Source organism: Oceanobacillus sp. CAU 1775 (assembly GCF_054482815.1).
In genome coordinates, this window is the sequence record NZ_JBTLRO010000004.1 from 312,528 (window position 1) to 330,313 (window position 17,786).

Annotated in this window: 22 protein-coding genes; 18 read left to right on the top strand and 4 right to left on the bottom strand. The window is 33.8% G+C overall.

The features are described 5' to 3' along the window. Nucleotides 1–3 precede the first annotated feature (3 nt). From greA to mtnN, 5 genes are all read left to right on the top strand, one after another. Nucleotides 4–480 (top strand): transcription elongation factor GreA, encoded by a 477-nt coding sequence (gene greA, locus ACXYMZ_RS09480; RefSeq protein WP_458948148.1) that lies wholly within the window; start codon nt 4–6, stop codon nt 478–480. 616 nt (nt 481–1,096) lie between these two features. Beyond that, the gene (locus tag ACXYMZ_RS09485; protein ID WP_458948149.1) at nt 1,097–1,780 is read left to right on the top strand and encodes a hypothetical protein; all 684 of its coding nucleotides are present in this window, start codon (nt 1,097–1,099) and stop codon (nt 1,778–1,780) included. A gap of 255 nt (nt 1,781–2,035) precedes the next feature. Then, nucleotides 2,036–2,677 carry a hypothetical protein gene (locus tag ACXYMZ_RS09490; protein WP_458948150.1) on the top strand — a complete coding sequence of 214 codons (642 nt, stop codon included), beginning with the start codon at nt 2,036–2,038 and terminating at the stop codon, nt 2,675–2,677. Nucleotides 2,678–2,923: 246 nt separating this feature from the next. Then, nucleotides 2,924–3,598 carry a YrrS family protein gene (locus tag ACXYMZ_RS09495; protein ID WP_458948151.1) on the top strand — a complete coding sequence of 225 codons (675 nt, stop codon included), beginning with the start codon at nt 2,924–2,926 and terminating at the stop codon, nt 3,596–3,598. A gap of 31 nt (nt 3,599–3,629) precedes the next feature. Continuing rightward, complete coding sequence (gene mtnN / locus ACXYMZ_RS09500) at nt 3,630–4,316, top strand: 5'-methylthioadenosine/S-adenosylhomocysteine nucleosidase (protein WP_458948152.1); 687 nt, start codon at nt 3,630–3,632, stop codon at nt 4,314–4,316. A gap of 58 nt (nt 4,317–4,374) precedes the next feature. On the opposite strand, the gene sigK is transcribed toward mtnN, so the two are convergent. Both sigK and sda read right to left on the bottom strand, forming a co-directional pair. Further along, a complete protein-coding gene (sigK, locus tag ACXYMZ_RS09505; protein ID WP_458948153.1) occupies nt 4,375–5,085 on the bottom strand; it encodes an RNA polymerase sporulation sigma factor SigK in 711 nt (236 codons plus the stop codon). 139 nt (nt 5,086–5,224) lie between these two features. Then, a complete protein-coding gene (sda, locus tag ACXYMZ_RS09510; protein ID WP_458948154.1) occupies nt 5,225–5,365 on the bottom strand; it encodes a sporulation histidine kinase inhibitor Sda in 141 nt (46 codons plus the stop codon). Between the two features lie 396 nt (nt 5,366–5,761). On the opposite strand from sda, the gene ACXYMZ_RS09515 reads away from it, so the two are divergent. The 11 genes from ACXYMZ_RS09515 to ACXYMZ_RS09565 all read left to right on the top strand — a co-directional run bounded on the left by ACXYMZ_RS09515 (nt 5,762) and on the right by ACXYMZ_RS09565 (nt 14,464). Continuing rightward, nucleotides 5,762–6,277, top strand: a complete 516-nt coding sequence (locus ACXYMZ_RS09515; RefSeq protein ID WP_458948155.1) for a YqeG family HAD IIIA-type phosphatase — start codon at nt 5,762–5,764, stop codon at nt 6,275–6,277. Between the two features lies 1 nt (nt 6,278). After that, complete coding sequence (gene yqeH / locus ACXYMZ_RS09520) at nt 6,279–7,379, top strand: ribosome biogenesis GTPase YqeH (protein WP_458948156.1); 1,101 nt, start codon at nt 6,279–6,281, stop codon at nt 7,377–7,379. Nucleotides 7,380–7,397: 18 nt separating this feature from the next. Next, nucleotides 7,398–8,243 (top strand): shikimate dehydrogenase, encoded by an 846-nt coding sequence (aroE, locus tag ACXYMZ_RS09525; protein WP_458948157.1) that lies wholly within the window; start codon nt 7,398–7,400, stop codon nt 8,241–8,243. A gap of 1 nt (nt 8,244) precedes the next feature. Next, nucleotides 8,245–8,535: a ribosome assembly RNA-binding protein YhbY gene (gene yhbY / locus ACXYMZ_RS09530; RefSeq protein WP_458948158.1), complete on the top strand. Its 291-nt coding sequence runs from the start codon at nt 8,245–8,247 to the stop codon at nt 8,533–8,535. A 17-nt stretch (nt 8,536–8,552) separates the two neighbouring features. Further along, nucleotides 8,553–9,119 (top strand): nicotinate-nucleotide adenylyltransferase, encoded by a 567-nt coding sequence (locus tag ACXYMZ_RS09535; protein ID WP_458948159.1) that lies wholly within the window; start codon nt 8,553–8,555, stop codon nt 9,117–9,119. Continuing rightward, nucleotides 9,109–9,675, top strand: coding sequence for a bis(5'-nucleosyl)-tetraphosphatase (symmetrical) YqeK (yqeK, locus tag ACXYMZ_RS09540; RefSeq protein ID WP_458948160.1), 567 nt, complete (start codon nt 9,109–9,111; stop codon nt 9,673–9,675). The genes ACXYMZ_RS09535 and yqeK overlap by 11 nt, the downstream gene beginning before the upstream one ends. Nucleotides 9,676–9,679: 4 nt before the next feature. Beyond that, nucleotides 9,680–10,036: a ribosome silencing factor gene (rsfS, locus tag ACXYMZ_RS09545; protein ID WP_458948161.1), complete on the top strand. Its 357-nt coding sequence runs from the start codon at nt 9,680–9,682 to the stop codon at nt 10,034–10,036. Between the two features lie 3 nt (nt 10,037–10,039). Continuing rightward, nucleotides 10,040–10,786 (top strand): class I SAM-dependent DNA methyltransferase, encoded by a 747-nt coding sequence (locus tag ACXYMZ_RS09550; protein WP_458948162.1) that lies wholly within the window; start codon nt 10,040–10,042, stop codon nt 10,784–10,786. Nucleotides 10,787–10,916: 130 nt separating this feature from the next. Next, entirely contained in the window at nt 10,917–11,525 is a 609-nt protein-coding gene (locus tag ACXYMZ_RS09555) for a helix-hairpin-helix domain-containing protein (protein WP_458948163.1), read from the top strand. 70 nt (nt 11,526–11,595) lie between these two features. After that, nucleotides 11,596–12,150: a ComE operon protein 2 gene (locus ACXYMZ_RS09560; RefSeq protein ID WP_458948164.1), complete on the top strand. Its 555-nt coding sequence runs from the start codon at nt 11,596–11,598 to the stop codon at nt 12,148–12,150. Nucleotides 12,151–12,178: 28 nt separating this feature from the next. Next, nucleotides 12,179–14,464 (top strand): DNA internalization-related competence protein ComEC/Rec2, encoded by a 2,286-nt coding sequence (locus ACXYMZ_RS09565; protein ID WP_458948165.1) that lies wholly within the window; start codon nt 12,179–12,181, stop codon nt 14,462–14,464. A gap of 114 nt (nt 14,465–14,578) precedes the next feature. Here ACXYMZ_RS09565 and ACXYMZ_RS09570 read toward each other — a convergent pair whose 3' ends face one another. Beyond that, nucleotides 14,579–14,713 (bottom strand): YqzM family protein, encoded by a 135-nt coding sequence (locus ACXYMZ_RS09570; RefSeq protein WP_458948166.1) that lies wholly within the window; start codon nt 14,711–14,713, stop codon nt 14,579–14,581. A 149-nt stretch (nt 14,714–14,862) separates the two neighbouring features. Between ACXYMZ_RS09570 and holA the strand changes: the two genes are divergently transcribed. Further along, nucleotides 14,863–15,882, top strand: a complete 1,020-nt coding sequence (holA, locus tag ACXYMZ_RS09575) for a DNA polymerase III subunit delta (protein ID WP_458948167.1) — start codon at nt 14,863–14,865, stop codon at nt 15,880–15,882. A gap of 93 nt (nt 15,883–15,975) precedes the next feature. Here the strand turns inward: holA and rpsT are convergent, their stop codons facing one another. Further along, nucleotides 15,976–16,242 (bottom strand): 30S ribosomal protein S20, encoded by a 267-nt coding sequence (gene rpsT, locus ACXYMZ_RS09580; protein WP_458948168.1) that lies wholly within the window; start codon nt 16,240–16,242, stop codon nt 15,976–15,978. Nucleotides 16,243–16,487: 245 nt separating this feature from the next. Between rpsT and gpr the strand changes: the two genes are divergently transcribed. Next, nucleotides 16,488–17,579 (top strand): GPR endopeptidase, encoded by a 1,092-nt coding sequence (gene gpr / locus ACXYMZ_RS09585; protein ID WP_458948169.1) that lies wholly within the window; start codon nt 16,488–16,490, stop codon nt 17,577–17,579. The last annotated feature ends 207 nt before the right edge of the window (nt 17,580–17,786 follow it).

The window sequence follows — 17,786 nt, forward strand, 5'->3', positions numbered from 1 at the left end:
TAGATGTCTATAGAGAAAAGCTATTATATGACAGAAGAGGGAAAAGAGAAATTAGAGAAAGAGTTAACATTTTTAAAAACTGATCGAAGACAAGAGGTTGTTGAGCGAATTAAAATCGCTCGTGATTTTGGTGATCTCTCAGAGAACTCGGAATATGATTCTGCAAAAGAAGAACAAGCATTTGTTGAACAAAGAATTACTCAACTTGAAAAAATGGTTCGTAATGCAGTTATTATAGAAAATAATGATACGAATTCAAATATCGTTTCATTAGGTAAATCCGTTACATTCCAAGAGCTTCCAGATGGTGAAGAAGAAAAGTATATTATTGTAGGTAGTGCTGAAGCAGATCCATTTGAAGGTAAAATCTCAAATGACTCACCAATTGCACAAAGCTTACTTGGAAAAGAAGTTGGCGAAGAGGTTACTGTAAATACTCCAGGTGGGGACATTCAGGTGCGTATTACGAAAGTAGAATAGTAAGAAACTAATAATAGAACAAATAAAAACCAAGTCTCATTGCAGACTTGGTTTTTTTGTAAGCATATGTTTATTTTAATTTCAAATAGAATTTCATTTGAGTGTCAGATAGTATTGTAATTTTTGATGAATCAAACTAACCTAATTAATACTTTACTAGGGATAAATAAAATAGTTATTATTACATTTATATTACAGATACGTTACAAATAAGTCTAATTACTCAGTCGTTATAATTAATGGATATTTAATACTATAGTATTCTGGCTTTGAATTACCTATCTTGCTTCTATTTTTTAAAAAACTTCTCTTTATGAAGATTTTAAAAACTATCATTTTCAATAGAGTCTAAATCTAGTTAAGGAGAAAATTAGCTAAAATCCGTACGTAGGAATTGACTCTTACTTAAAACAAAAGCTTTTAAGCAAAATCTACATTGAATTCATTAGATAATTCCAATGAATTCAATATATTAATAATTGTAACATAGGTAACAACTACTGTTTTTAATAAAAAGCCTTACCATTTTGTGAACAATTTAGTAATATTAGGTGTAACGTTCGTGAAAAAGTTAAAAATCATAATTAATTTGCTTTTAGTTTATATGGAGGTCAAAATGAGGAAACTATTATTGTTATTACTAACGGGACTACTTTCCGTTACATTGCTAGCTGCTTGTGGCAATGATGCTGAAGAAACAACTACAGATGAGAATCAAGATTCAGAAACTGAAGTAACTGATGATATTGAACCAGAGGATACACAGGAAGAAGATGAGGAAGAAAGTAACGAAGAAGTAGAGGGTGGTAGAACAAGAACAGGGTCTAATACGATGAACAGCTCTTTCAAAGTGACGGAAGAGGCTCAAACTGATTTAAGACTAGGAGATACTGCGCTTGTTCAAACATCTATTGGTACTTATGAATTAACGGTTCATACTGCAGAGATGGTTGGTACAGAACTTGATGGAGAAGAAGCTTTATTGGATGAAATCATTCTATTAGAGATGACATTTAAGAATGTCGGTGATTTACCAATTATTGCTGAAGATGTCATGATAAACCTTGGAATAAGAACAGATTTAGAAGGCTCTGATAATACGAATGCAGCTGCTTCTTTTGATAGTATCGAATTCTTCGAAGGTAGAATCGCACCAGGTGAAGAAAGGGAAGCGCAGTTTATAGCAGATACTAGAACTGCTGATGAATACTATTTTGGTTCAAGTTCAGGATCAGTCGCTTCTGGAGGTCATAACGAAATAAGGTTTACTATCTTGGATGAAGAAACTAGAGACGAATAAATACCTTAGGGATAAACTTATGATTTGTCCCTATACATATTTCAAGCTGCAAGTGGTATAGGAAATATTGAGGAATGTTCAGTATCATAAGAATTAGCAATTACTTAAACATCGGAAAAAGAAGAGTGAAACTACAGAAAACGAAATAAAAGCTATTGAAGAACCATAGAGGATACGCGGGTTGGCGATCGAACTTTGCTCATTTGAAAATTATCTATGCATCACAAATGAAAATGAAAGAAATGAGGATTCATAATGAAGAAAGCAATGATTTTACTTAGTTTGATTCTATTTATTTTTACATTGTCAGCGTGTAGTACAAGTGACGATAATGATGATAATGATAAAAGTGCAACTATAACTACTGAGGCTGAGGAAGAGGGAGCAGCAACTGAAGATAGTAATGATATCGAAAGCACATCCGACTCATCGAACGGCTTATTTGAAGTAACTCAGGAGGATCAACGTGATCTTACAATTGGTGATACTGGCGTTTTTCAAACTACATTAGGAACTTATGAAGTTACATTGCATTCTGCAGAAATTGTAGGTTCTGAACTAGATGGTGAACCTTCTTTATTTGATGAACTAATCGTTCTAGAACTAACTTTTAAAAATATTGGTGACAATGTTATTCTCGCCGAAGAAATAATGTACGATATGGAAATTACAGACGATTTGGAAGCCTCTGGTTCTTCTAATGGTGCGGAGATGTTTGACAGTCTTGAAGTTTTTGAAGGTGAAATACAACCAGGCGAAGAAAAGAATGCTCAGTTTATAGGGGACATTTATACAGCTGATGAATATTTCTTTGGTAAGGCTGAAGGTAACGTAGCAGCTGGTACGAGTAACCAAGTTATCTGGGTTATTCCTGATAACATGGCAAGACATGAATAAGGTGTCATTACTTAAAATTATGATTCAACAGAAACAGTAGATAGTGTAGTGAATTGATAATTTACGTGAGTAGCAATTGAATTTTATCTGATAGTAAAAACAGCTGTTTCGATATTGAAGCAGTTGTATTTTTTTCTGTTACAGTTGTCGCTAAACATATTAAATACTATAATAGAATTCTATATAGTTAAAAATAATATTTGTATTGTCATATACTTTAATTTAGTTGATGAAGGAGGTTCCATGATGGACGATATGAATGGTACTCGCTTAAAGAAATTTGAAAAGCGTCGCAGAAATAATATCTTCATTAAATATGCTCTTATCATTGCTGCCGTGCTCGTTGTGTTGCTAATAGGAATATGGATTTTCGGTGGTGGGGATGAAGTTGCAGACGATAGCCCTCTAGAGGACGAACAAACTGAAGATGAAGGCTTCTTTATTGAAGTTGAGGAAGAAGATAATGATGAAGACACGAAATCAAGTGATAACTCCAATGAAGATAATGATAATGAAGAAACAAACGAAAATGAATCAGAGAATAACTCTGATGAAGAAGAGACTAACCCTGAATTTGATGATGTTGAAGTGGAAGTATCAGAATCAGATGATGATAATGTCATTGAAGTCATCACAGGTAATTGGCCTCCTATCGGGACAGAACAGACAGGCCCTCACGAAACTGTATTCGCTGAAGGTTCAGCAGATAGAATTGAAATAAAACGAGCAGTTTCTATGGTAACAGGATTGGCTGAAGACGATATAAATGAAATTTGGGTAGGGAATGGTGGCTACCAAAAAGTAATTTCGACTGTTTCAAATAGTGCTTATACTGACTTTTATCGAGTTTATCTATCTTGGGTTGATAACGAAGGTTGGCAGCCCACAATGGTCGAAGTATTAGTTGAAAATGACATTTAAAATTAGTTTATACAAACCAGGAGGTTATTAGATGATCGGAATTATTGGCGCAATGGATGAAGAGATTGCACTTTTATTAGAAAACATGGAAGAGGCGCAAGAAGTTGAAGTAGCTAAAAGTCGCTTTATTCAAGGAAAACTAATGGGTAAACAAGTAATCTTACTTCAGTCGGGTATTGGTAAGGTAAATGCTGCCATGGGAACAACAATTATGATGGAAAGATTTTCACCAGATTTAATTATTAACACAGGCTCTGCTGGTGGGTATTCTGAAAATCTAGATGTGGGTGATCTCGTCATTTCGAGTGAAGTTGTTCATCATGATGTAGACGTAACTTCATTTAATTACGCCTACGGTCAAGTACCAGGTCTACCTGAGACATTTAAAGCAGATCTAAGACTTATTGATTTAACAAAAGGTGTTGTTCAATCGTTTGATATAAATCACGAAATTGGAATGATCGCTACAGGAGATTCTTTCATGGAAGAGACCACTAAGGTTGAAGAAGCTCGTGCAAGGTTCCCGCAAATGATTGCAGCTGAAATGGAAGCTGCAGCAATCGCACAAGTTTGTCATCAGTATGGTACGCCATTTGTTGTTATCCGTGCATTATCAGATATTGCAGGAAAAGAATCTGCTAATTCATTCGATGAGTTTTTAGAAAAAGCAGCTAAAAACGCAGCTGAGTTGATTATGAATGTTGTTCAAAAGCTCTAACTTAAAAAGCATTCCTCCCAGTATTATTGGGAAGAATGCTCTTTTCATTTTTAATCATTTAATTATTTTTCTGGCGTTCTTGACGATAGTACTCATGAAAAACTTTCATCAATGCTCTTTTTTCGATTCGTGATACATAGCTACGAGAAATATTTAACTTCTTAGCAATTTCTCTTTGAGTCATTTCTTCTTTATCATGTAATCCATAACGATAAACAATGACTTCTTTCTCGCGGTTATCCAACACACGGAAGAATTCTTGAATTTTATCGACTTCCATATTTAGCTGGATAAATTCAATAATGTTTTGATTCTCTGCTTCCAGTATATCAATGAGACTTATCTCGTTACCTTCTTTATCTTGGCCAATAGGATCATGAAGCGAAACATCTTTTTTCACTTTCTTGAGCGCTCTTAGGTGCATGAGGATTTCATTCTCAATACACCGAGCAGCATAAGTAGCAAGTTTGGTTCCACGATCTGTTGAAAAGCTTTCTACACCTTTAATAAGCCCAATCGTACCAATGGAAATTAGATCTTCTGTATCTTCACCGGTATTGTCGAATTTTTTCACAATATGGGCAACTAGGCGTAAGTTATGTTCGATAAGTTTATTTCTAGCTTCACCGTCTCCATTTTGCATGGCTTTTAGGTATTTTGCTTCGTCATCTGATGAAAGAGGCTGGGGAAAGGCATGGTTCTTAATGTAGGAAACAAAATAGATGGTTTCTTTTATTAATATAGCGAGTGTAGATAATATTCCTGACAAATACAAACACCTCCTAAAGTCAAAGTACATAACTATAGGCGATTGCCCATAGTTAAGTGTATGACACAAGAGCTTAATTTGTGTTTGTCCTTGTGAAATTATCTTTATGAAGTAATGATCGAGCGTGGAAGTTGAAGTCTTAACAAGAAGTACTCTTCTCTTTTACAAGCCTCCTTTTTTCGATTTCTTTTTTCATCAAGGATAAAAAGTCTTCGTTCAAATTTAATTTTCTGGCTGTGTTGTACGATTCAAGTAGTAATTCATCTGATAAATTTTGCATTATGAGTCCCTCCTAATGCATGGTTAATTATTTACTATAGTTAATCTACCATGTTTCTTATTTGAGGACAAGTTAGATGTTATCTACAGTTAACTGTAGATAACTTGTGCATAAATGATTAATAAGTTGTTTAATTGTTTACATAGAAGGGGGCATTTTGTGTGTAAAGTTATCCACAAAAAAGCGCTTGTCACAATTTGTCGAACGATTGATCAAATTTTTTGGCATATTCTTAAATAAACGGATAACTTATTTCTAAGATATATCGTGAAATTGCATGAATTTACCTATTGCAGGTTTAACTTTATTCGCAACTAGGATATTATAAGGAAGAGATTGATTTAAAAAACTCAAATACAATCGTTTTGTGAATAGAACTATAATGAGGTGTAAATATTGTTAAGGCGCTTTTTACCTAATGAAAATGTAAAAACTATATTTGATATTCAACCAGAAGCTTTGAAAGCAAGAGGAATAAAAGGTATCATTACTGACTTAGACAATACGCTTGTTGCTTGGGATGTAAAAAATGCTACGCCAGAGATTGTTAAATGGTTCGAGTTAATGAAGCAACACGAAATAAAAGTTACTATTTTATCTAATAATAAGCTAGAAAGAGTAAAAGCATTCTCAGATCCACTTGGAACTCCATATGTTTATAGTGCTAGAAAACCTCTAAGCAGAGCTTTTAAAAGAGTTGCTAAAGAGATGGGATTGGACCGAAGCGAAGTTGTTGTAATAGGAGATCAACTTTTAACAGATGTGCTGGGTGGTAATTCAGCAGGTTTTTACACGATTTTAGTTGTACCTATTGTAGAAACAGACGCAAAAATCACTAAATTTAACCGAAAAATCGAAAGAAGAATCTTAAACTATTTCCGTTCAAAAGGTAAGATTAGCTGGGAGGAGTAAAATGGAAACAATACAATGTCAAGGCTGTGGGACCGAAATACAAACGACGAACAAAAATGGTCTTGGATACACACCTGAATCAGCTTTAGAGAAAGAAACAATACTATGTCAACGCTGCTTTAGATTAAAACATTATAATGAAACACAAGATGTACCAATAACTGATGATGATTTTTTAAATATGGTATCTAGTATTAGCCAATCAAAAGGTCTAATTGTCCATATTATTGATATTTTTGATGTAAATGGGACGCTTATTAAGAGTTTACCTAGAATAACTGGAGATAATCCGATTATTTTGGTAGGTAATAAATTAGATTTACTACCAAAATCGACTAATCCAAATAAGTTAATTCAATGGTTAAAGAAAGAAGCAAAAGATGCAGGAATTAAGGTTAAAGATGTCTTCTTAATTTCTTCCGTTAAGAAAACTGGAATTGATGAATTAAAAGATGAAATTGAGTTTTATCGAAAAGGAAAAGATGTTTACATTGTCGGTACTACGAACGTTGGTAAATCAACATTCATTAACACTTTAATTAAGGATTCGACAGGTCATAATAATGTAATCACAACTTCTTATTTCCCAGGAACGACACTTGGTTTCATAAAGATTCCTTTGGATGACAAATCTAATTTGATAGATACACCGGGGATTGTTAATAAACAGCAGATTTCGCACTTCCTTTCTGCAGAAGATTTAAAAGTAATCACTCCAAGAAAAGAAATTAAATCTCGAGTTTATCAATTGAATGATCAACAGACATTATATATTGGTGGTTTAGCAAGGATTGACTTTGTTAAAGGAGAAAGGCAATCATTTATTTGTTATTTCTCAAATGAATTAGAAATTCATCGTACGAAATTGGAAAATGCTGATGAATTATTTAGAAAGCATCATGGAAAGTTATTACAACCACCAAATGAGGAGAGCCAAGATTTACTACCTGCATTTACAGAACATGCTTATAAGTTAACAGACGGAAGAACGGATATTATCTTCCCTGGCTTAGGTTGGATAACGGTCACAGGTGAACAATCTACAGTCGTTGTTCATAGTCCTAAGGGGATTGCAGTATCTTTGAGAAACCCTCTAATATAAGGTTAGGAGAGAAATGATATGTCGTTAAATTTCGCATTAATCGGTTATCCAATTCAACATTCTATGTCTCCTTGGCTTCATAAGAGTTTCTTACAAAAAGCAGGTCTTGAAGGGGAATATTCCTTATTTGAAATTCATCCAGACGATAATTTTGATTTGAAAATAAGTGAATTGAAAGAGAGAAATCTCAATGGTTTTAATATAACATTTCCCTATAAAGAAAAGATCATAGATTATCTGGATGAGGTAGACGAAACAGTTCAAGTAATGGGAGCGGTAAATACAGTCCTACTGCAGGATGGCAAATGGATTGGCTATAATACGGATGGTGCAGGGTATTTACGTGCTATAAAAAGTAATTATCCAAGTTTGTTTTCAAATAAGAACTTAAAGGTATTAATTATTGGTAGTGGTGGTGCGTCTAGAGCTATTTACTATGCATTGACGAAAGAACCAATACAGACAGTGGATATTACCAATCGTACAATTGAAAAAGCTGAAATAATTGCTTCTTTAAATAAAGGGAATACGAATACTAAAATATATACTTTAGAAGAAGTCGATAAGGTTCTCGACCAATATGATTTAATTATTCAAACGACATCCTTAGGCATGGAGCCAAATGAAGAGCAAACACCATTGAAAATAAATAAGTTAAAAAAGAATGCAGTCGTAAGTGATATTGTCTATCAGCCAATGAAGACAAAGTTCTTAAAACAAGCAGAAGCTTTAAATGCAAATATTCATTTAGGACATACAATGTTACTTTATCAGGCACAGTATGCTTTTGAAATATGGACAGGCAAAAATGTCAGTGTTACAAATATGGATATTCAACTACAAGATATTTTGGAAGGAAGATAATATGTTAACAGGAAAACAAAAACGTTTCTTACGTGCAGAGGCACATCATTTAAAACCGATATTTCAAGTAGGAAAAATAGGTGTAAATGAAAATATGGTTAGTCAAATAGCTGATGTTCTAGAGAAAAGAGAATTAATTAAGATAAGTGTTTTACAAAATGCTTCAGAAGATAAAGACTCCATAGCAACTGAATTAGCAGAGGAAACAAATGCAGAAATTGTACAAATCATCGGAAATAATATTGTGCTCTATAAAGAGTCACTAACGAATAAAGAAATCAAATTACCATAAATCGGGTGGGAGTTTCTATGAGGAAAATCGGGATATTAGGCGGCACATTTGATCCGCCACATCTTGGCCACTTAATTATTGCCGAGGAAGTTCGACTAGCGTTAGATTTAGAAGAGGTATGGTTTATTCCAACATCTATACCTCCTCATAAAGATAGTTCTAACACAAAAACGAACCATCGAATTAAAATGACTGAACTTGCAATTGAGGATAATCCTGCTTTTAAAATCAACACAATAGAAATAAATCGTTCAGGAAAGTCATATACTATCGACACAATAAAAGAATTAAACAAGCAATACCCAAATTGTGAATTCTATTTTATTATTGGTGGAGATATGGTAGACTATTTACCGCATTGGGTAGACATCGAAGAATTAGTTAAACTCGTACGTTTTGTAGGTGTGAAGCGAACAGGGTATAGCCTTGAGTCGCCATATGAAATCATAAAAGTAGAAATTCCTCTAATTGATATTTCTTCTACAAAACTTCGCGATCGGTTACTTGACGGTGGCTCAATTAAATATTTTACGCCAAATGAGGTCTACGACTATATAAGGAGAGAACATCTTTATGGAATTTAATGAAGCGGTAGCTGCTGTTAAAGCGATGCTAAGCGAAAAACGGTTTTCACACACGATGCGGGTTGTTGAAGTTGCCGAATCTCTAGCAAAAAGATATAATGCACAAGTTGGGAAAGTTAAGCTAGCAGCTGTTTTTCATGATTATGCAAAAGAGTTCCCCTTAGATGAATTAAAAAGACTTATTCTGTCCTCTGATTTACCAAAAGATTTATTAGATTTTCACTTTGAATTATGGCATGGTCCAGTGGGAGCAGTTGTCGTACAAGAAAAATACGGAATAGTTGATGAAGATATTTTAAGTGCGATTCGTTACCATACAACTGGAAAAGCAAGTATGTCTCAAATAGATAAAATTATTTACCTTGCAGATTATATTGAACCTGGCCGGAATTTCCCAGGATTAACCGAAGTTCGTCAAGCTGCGAATGAAAACCTTGATCTAGCATGCTGGTTAATTTCTAGAAATACGTTGCAACATCTTTTAAATAAAGAAGTAACGCTATATCCGGATTCGGTATTTGCTTATAATGATCTACACAAAAAAATGGAGGGATAAATGGATGAATACAATAGATGTTGTTAATGCAGTTGCAGAGGCTTGTGATGATAAACTTGCTGAAAATATAATTGCGCTTGATATGAATGAAGTATCCTTGGTTGCAGATTATTTCTTAATATGTCACGGAAATACGGAGCGACAAGTGCAAGCAATTGCTCGCGGAATTAAAGATAAAATGGAAGAGCGTGGAATAAACGTGAATAGAATGGAAGGAATGGAACAAGCAAGATGGGTCCTGTTAGATATAGGTGATGTTGTTTGTCATATTTTCCATAAGGATGAAAGAAGTTATTATAATCTAGAAAGACTTTGGGGCGACGCAAGAGAGCTTCCATTACAGATTGGACAAGAGAGATAACTTATGTCTTATCAACAAATGGCAAATTTATATGATTATCTAATGGCGCATGCCCCATATGATGAATGGGTTTCTTTTACTGAAGAGATCTTAAAAAATCATTCGGGTGATACCAAACGTATGGTTGATTTTGGTTGTGGTACTGGTGAAATAACGACGAAGTTAGCAAGCAAAGGATATGAGATGACAGGCGTTGATTACTCATCAGATATGCTTGCGATTGCAAGCCAAAAAGCAACAGAACAACGATTAAATATCCAGTGGTTACAACAGGATTTGAGAGAACTAGATGGATTAAGTAATTATGATGTAGCAATTAGCTATTGTGATGTAATAAATTATATTACGGAGCCAGAAGAGCTTTCGAAAACGATGAAAAATATAAATGATACATTAAAACCAGGTGGAATTTTCTTGTTCGATGTCCATGATTTAGAATATATAGAGGAATATTATCTAGGTCAGACATTTGCCGAAGTAGAGGATGAAATCTCTTATATCTGGAAATGTTCCCCAGGTGATGAACAAGGAGAAATGTATCATGATTTAACCTTTTTTTATTTACAGGAAGGTAAATATGAGAGGTTTGACGAGCAGCACGTCCAAAGAACCTATAAAATAAATTTTTATAAAAATATTTTAATAGAATCTGGATTCGAAAATATCAAAGTATATGCTGATTTTTCTACAAAAGTAGAAAACTTAGGTGAAAATCCTTCAAGAATATTCTTTTCAGCTATAAAAGGGTAGAGATAATAGTAAAATCTCTCCCTTTTTTTGTTTGCAGGATTTTTAGAGAAGATGTCGAATAGAATCTATTAACCCCAAATTCCACTTATTTATCTCTGTACTAACCCCCTACAAAGGAAGTGATTTCAATTTGACCGAAACATTAAAGAAGATAATCTTTGTTGTAGCTGGTTGTTTGGTAGCCGTCATTTTTTTCTTATTCACAAATGATTCTAATGTTAACCGGATAGCCCATCAATCATCTGGACTGGTAGCTGTTGGTGATGACGAACAGTCAAATCCAGCTGTGAATGAGGTCCAAACAATAGAGTCGGATATTATTCTAGTTGATATAAAAGGTGAAGTAAATAAGCCGGGAGTATACGAGTTGAAGATAGATTCTAGAGTTAACGATGTGATCAAACTTGCACAAGGTTTTACAGAAAATGCAGATGAAACGCAAATCAATCTTGCCCAAAGGGTTCAGGATGAAATGATAATTATTGTCCCGAAAATTGCAGAAGATGGTGCGTTGGTAGAAAATTCTCCTTCACCTTCTACAGGAGGGAAAGTAAGAATAAATTATGCAACTCGAGAAGAAATTGAGACGTTAAATGGCATTGGGCCTTCAAAAGCACAGGCAATTATTCAGTACCGTGAAGAAAACGGTATGTTTAGGGTTCCAGAAGATTTATTGCAAGTTTCGGGAATTGGAGAGAAAACTTTACAGAATTTTATCGATCAAATTCAGATTCCTTAAGTGTTTGATTGACTTCTAACTTACAGCACGGGTAAACTATTGAAAAAGAAGACTTTTAGGGGGATTTAACTTGGAAAGAATATCTTGGGATCAGTATTTTATGGCACAAAGTCATTTACTCGCATTAAGAAGTACTTGTACAAGATTAATGGTTGGTGCAACGATAGTTAGAGACAAACGAATTATTGCTGGTGGATATAATGGTAGTGTAACAGGTAGTGTTCATTGTATCGATGATGGATGCTATGTCATTGATGGACATTGTGTTCGTACGGTTCATGCGGAAGCAAATGCTCTATTACAGTGTGCGAAATTTGGTGTGCCAACTGAAGGCGCAGATGTTTATGTTACGCATTTTCCTTGTTTACAATGTTGTAAACAGCTTATTCAAAGCGGTATTCAGACAGTTTTTTACGCTGAAGACTATCGAAACCATGAGTATGCTATTATGCTTTTCGAGGAAGCTGGGGTTGCAACTAAAAAAGTTGAGCTTGAATATTTAGCGGTAGATACTAATTTCCAGGAAAAAACTCAATTAGTAAGCGAGTTATTAAATCACTTAGAAGAGTCTAGTGAAACGGAAGAATTAAAGAAAGAAGCACAGCGATTGTTCTTAGGAAAATAACTATTTTTAGCTTGTAAGGGGGAGGTAAATGAGAGGTCATTGGCACCTTATTGCATTGACAGTACTACTTGCGGCTCTATCCGTAATCTTAAATATAAACCTCTTCTTACTAGCTTTTATTTGGTTGTTTTATCTTTTTTATGATAAACGAATTTCCTTATTGACCTTTTCATTAGCGATTCTTAGTTTTTTCTACTATTTTCATCACATTCCATCACTTGAAATTGTAGCTAGTGAAGAATTGGTTGGGTATGAGCAGGAAAATTTTCATGGGAAAATTGTTAGTGAACCAGTTTTCAATTCGAATAAAATAGAGCTAGTAATAGAAGAAACAACCCTTAACCAACGAATTATTATTTTATATTTTCCTAATGATGAGGAGATCAATTCTCTTCAATTAAGACAATTAAAATATGGAGCAGCTTGTAGTGTGATTGGTGAATTAGAACTACCAGCAGAAGCAACAAACCCGGGTCAATTTAATTATCAAAAGTATTTATTAACAAAAAACATCTCTTATCAAATTGTCCTAAAAGAATTGACTAATATTGAATGTGAGGGTTCCTTATTCTTCCAACGTTTTTATACGTTAAGATTAAAGCTATTAGACGAAGCTCCAAGTAAGCTAAGTCCATATACCCGTGCATGGTTAAAAGCACTTGTTCTAGGTGAACGCTCAGAAATTGATGAACAAGTACTAGATACCTTTCAAAGGTGGAGTTTATCCCATTTATTAGCCATTTCAGGGCTCCATATAGGCATTATAGTGGCTATCGTTTATTTTGGATTGGTAAAGCTTAATTTGCTTACAAAAGAAAAAGCAGAAACAATTGTACTTTTATCCCTTCCTATTTATGCTGTTTTAGCAGGAGGGCAACCTTCCGTATTGCGTGCTGTATTTATGGTTGTATTGCTTCTACTAGCAAAGAAAATGCAAATTAAATTTTATGTTCAAGATGTAATTAGCCTCGTCTTTCTAATTTTGATCTTCTTTCAACCATACTTGATTTATCATATCGGGTTTCAGTTTTCGTTTGTCGTTACATTTGGTATTATTTTAACTAAAAAATGGTTAGCCACTGTACCGTCCTCGGCATACCAAATACTTATGATCAGCTTTGTCTCTCAAATTGTTATTCTCCCTTTACAGCTAGATTATTTCTCCATTTTGCAACCACTATCCATCATATTAAACTTATTGGTAGTTCCATATTTTTCGCTTTTTGTTATTCCTTTTATGTTTATCCTTCTGTTACTTTCATTCTTGCCAAATACACTCCTTGCGATCTTTGATAATTTCTTTATTGGGACTCATCATATAGTGATTACTATGATTCAGTGGGTTGATCGTTGGCTAGACTTTCCTCTTTTTCTAACAGATATTCCTTTATGGTTTTATCTTATTTACTATGTTATTTTATTGACTGCGTTTTTTTATTTGCAGAATAAAAGATCTAAACATGCTTTTATAGCATTCCTTTTATTAATATCGTTAATTATAGGTTATGCGTCTACTCCTTATTTATCGCCAAGAGGCTATGTTACGATGTTAGATATCGGACAGGGCGATGCATTTATTATTGAGCAACCACATCGGAGAGGGGTGTATATGATCGATGCTGGCGCTCGGTTTTCGTTTGAAGATATGGAGCCAACAAATACAGTTTATAAACAAGTCATTCAACCGTATTTGCGTTCGAAAGGTATTCATAAAATAGATGCGCTTTTTCTCACTCATGATGACCTAGATCATATTGGCAGTGTGAAATACATGATTGAAGATGGAGTAGTGGAAGATATATTTGTGAGTGAATATTTTCCAGTAAATGAACAATTTTTAGAAGAAATAGAGCGGTCAAAAGTGAATATATATTCTTTAACTCAGGGAAAAACGATTAAACTAAATGAACAATCATTAACAGTTTTATCACCAATTCGAGATAAACAAAAATCAAATGAGAATTCACTTGTACTCTATACAGAAATAGGTGGAAAGACTTGGCTGTTTACAGGGGATATTACAAAAGAAGAAGAGAAAGAATTAATTAAGAAGTATAAGCTAAATGTAGACGTATTGAAAGTTGCACATCATGGAAGTAGTACGTCTACTGATCAGGATTTTCTTGAGCAAATCAATGCAAAAATAGCTTTAATTCCCGTGGGTAATAATAATCGTTACGGACATCCGACAAATGAAGTCATAGAAACACTAACAAACCAAAAGATCCAAATCTTTAGAACGGACAAACATGGGGCGGTCCAGTATCAGTATATTGATGAGGCAGGTAGTTTTTTTATATTTAAGAATGAGTAATAGAGGCATTATTTTCAGAGTGTTTATGCTCATAACAAAGACAAACAATAAAAAAGAGACTTCTAAAAAGTCTCTTTTGTTCCGATGCATTAAATTTTTAAGTTAGGTTATGTATTAACCACCTAAAACACTAAATACTACTCCAATACCAAAAATAAGAAAAAAGAATACAAATGAGAATACAAACCCAGTACCAGCTTCAATTATATCGTTACCTTTATGTTGTGGATTCTTTTCAAATTCATTCATCATTACCCCTCCTATCATCCTTTTTAATTATAAGATAAATCACCATAAAAATCTACTCGAAATACCATTTGTTGTAGAAAACTCAAATTATCCTTCATAACTATTCTTTTCTATAGGGTTATTATATAATAAATCTGGGGTGAAGCAAAATGTCATACATGGAAGTTTTAAAAAATATTAAGAAAAACAAGATAGAACCTGTTTATTTCATATATGGATCAGAAGCATATTTTCGTGAAAATTTAAAAAAACAGCTGATTGAAAAGGTCACAAAAGATGATGAGGATAGTTTATCTGTCTATGATTTAGAAGAAACTCCCATAGAAGAAGTAATCAATGATGCTGAAACTTATCCATTCTTTAGTGAAAAAAAATTAGTTATAGCTACAAATCCAGTCTTCTTAAAAGCGAAACCAGATAAAATTCCTTTTGAACACGATGTTTTAGCTCTTGAGAGATATTTATCAGCACCTGTTGACTATACAACTTTAGTTATTATTGCTCCTTATGAGAAAATTGATGAGCGTAAAAAAATAAGTAAGCAAATTAAAAAACAAACCGTTGTTGCAGAATGTAACGCAATAAAGGATCGTGAACTAAATCAATGGATCGACTCAGTAGCAAAGCAATTAAATATAACAATTTCAAAGGAAGCATTTGAAATATTTGAAACAGAGCTTTCTACTAACTTGCACCAATTAGAAAATGAAATACATAAATTAGCGCTTTATGCTGGTTCAAATGGAGTTATTACAAAGGAAATAGCAGAAGATTTAGTATCACATACAACAAATAGTTCTTCATTGAGGCTTGTCGATGCAGTGATTGCAAGGGATCTTCAAAAAGCAATAACAATTTTTAAGGATTTATTAAAAATGAAAGAAGAACCAATTGCGATGATTGGCTTAATTGCTTTTCAATTTAGATCTATTCTTCGAGTTAAACTTTTAAAACAACAAGGCTATAGCCAGTTTCAAATCCAGAAACAGCTTGGAGTCCATCCATATGTGGTAAAAATAGCATTAAATCGCGAGAAACAATTTACCGTAGATAAATTAGAGCGAATCATGATTCAACTAGCAGATACCGACGCAAACATAAAACAAGGAAAAGTCGAAAAAGATCTGGCATTTGAATTACTTCTTTACGAATTAATCGAAGCAGCATAAAGAAAAACGATCCCATAGAAGGATCGTTTTTTTTGAAAGTAAACAAAATAAAAAGAAGTGGTTAATATCCACTTCTATTATTGCACCAGAGCCTTACGCTCCAAGTCCGTTAACTTTTTTAATTAGACGAGTTTTATGGCGATTTCCATTATTCTCGTGGATGATACCTTTTTGTACTACTTGATCAATCTTTTTCAAAGTAGTTTTCAATGCTGCTTGTGCGTTTTCAACATCGTTTGCTTCAACAAATTTCTCAACTTGTTTGATAGAAGTACGCATATCAGATTTCTTCGCTTGGTTTTCTAAGCGTTTCTTTTCGTTTGTTTCTACACGTTTAATTGCTGATTTAATATTAGCCATTTTTTCACCTCCTAAAATAGCATGACAATCTGTGGTTAATAAAAGCATACCAATTTATACACTTCATTTTCAATCATTCGCTTTTTCATTAACAAGAGTTATTTTATCAAAATGTACAAATGTTTTCAATAGAATTGTTAATATCGAATGCTGTCTGTATGAATTCTACATTTTGGTTCATTCTAATAATAACATATTTTAGCTTAAAAATATAAAAAGATGATGAAATGAAAGGTGTTATGTATATGGTAGAGCCAAAAGATTTTCAAGTCCGGACAGATTTAGCTGTTGAAGCCCGTGATATGTATGTAAGTACAGAAAAGAAAACGAAAGAATTAGAAGGCGTAGTTTTTAAAGAGCGAATGGTAGATGATGTAAAAATATCATATGTTGACATCGATCAACTAGGCGAAGAGAATATCGGTAAAAAACAAGGAAGATATGTAACCATTTATGCTGACGGGGTAAAATTGCAGGACACGAAAAAACAAGAATTAGCTGCAGGCGTCTTTGCAAAGGAGCTTCGCCAATTGCTAGAGAAAAATAATATCCCCCCAGATGCGCAAGGTTTAGTAGTTGGGTTAGGAAATTGGAACGTGACACCAGATGCATTGGGACCAATGACAGTTGAAAAGATTTTAATTACGAGTCATTTATTTAAACTCGAATATGAAACAGTTGCCGATGGTTATCGTCCTGTTTCGGCAATAACTCCTGGTGTTATGGGTATCACTGGAATTGAAACAAGTGATACTGTATTAGGGATTGTAGAGCAAGCAAAGCCAGATTTTATCATAGCGATAGATGCCTTAGCTTCCCGCTCCATTGAGAGAGTGAACGAAACCATTCAATTATCTGATTCAGGTATACACCCAGGTTCAGGAGTGGGAAATAAAAGAAAAGAATTAAGTTACGAAACGCTTGGTATACCCGTTATAGCAGTAGGAGTACCTACAGTCGTTGATGCAGTTACGATCACAAGTGATACAATTGATTTCTTGTTAAAGCACTTCGGCAGAGAATGGGAAGAAAAAGATAGGCCTGGGAAAGCCTTAGCACCAGCAGGTTTTGCTTTCGGAAATAAAAAATTAACAGAAAATGATTTACCAGACCAAGAACAAAGAGAAACGGTTTTGGGTATAGTTGGTGGTCTAACAGAGGATGAAAAAAGGAAGTTAATTTCAGAAGTGCTAACTCCGATTGGATATAACTTAATGGTTACTCCAAAAGAAGTTGATGGATTTATGCTTGATATGGCACATTTATTAGCTAACGGTATTAACGATGCACTCCATGATAATATTACAAATCAAAATGCATCAAACTTTACACGATAAGATAAACCACAAGAGGATGATTTTATATTATAAAAATCCCCTTGTGGTTTATTTATGTTTACTCTATTAAAAATTTACTAGATTTCACTAGCGTTGCATTAATTAATACGAAATATTTAAAATACCCATAATCTTCACTAATTTACTATGATGCAAAGAAAAAGTCCTTTATAATGGATATAGTCAGGTGGTAACCCGTCCAAATCC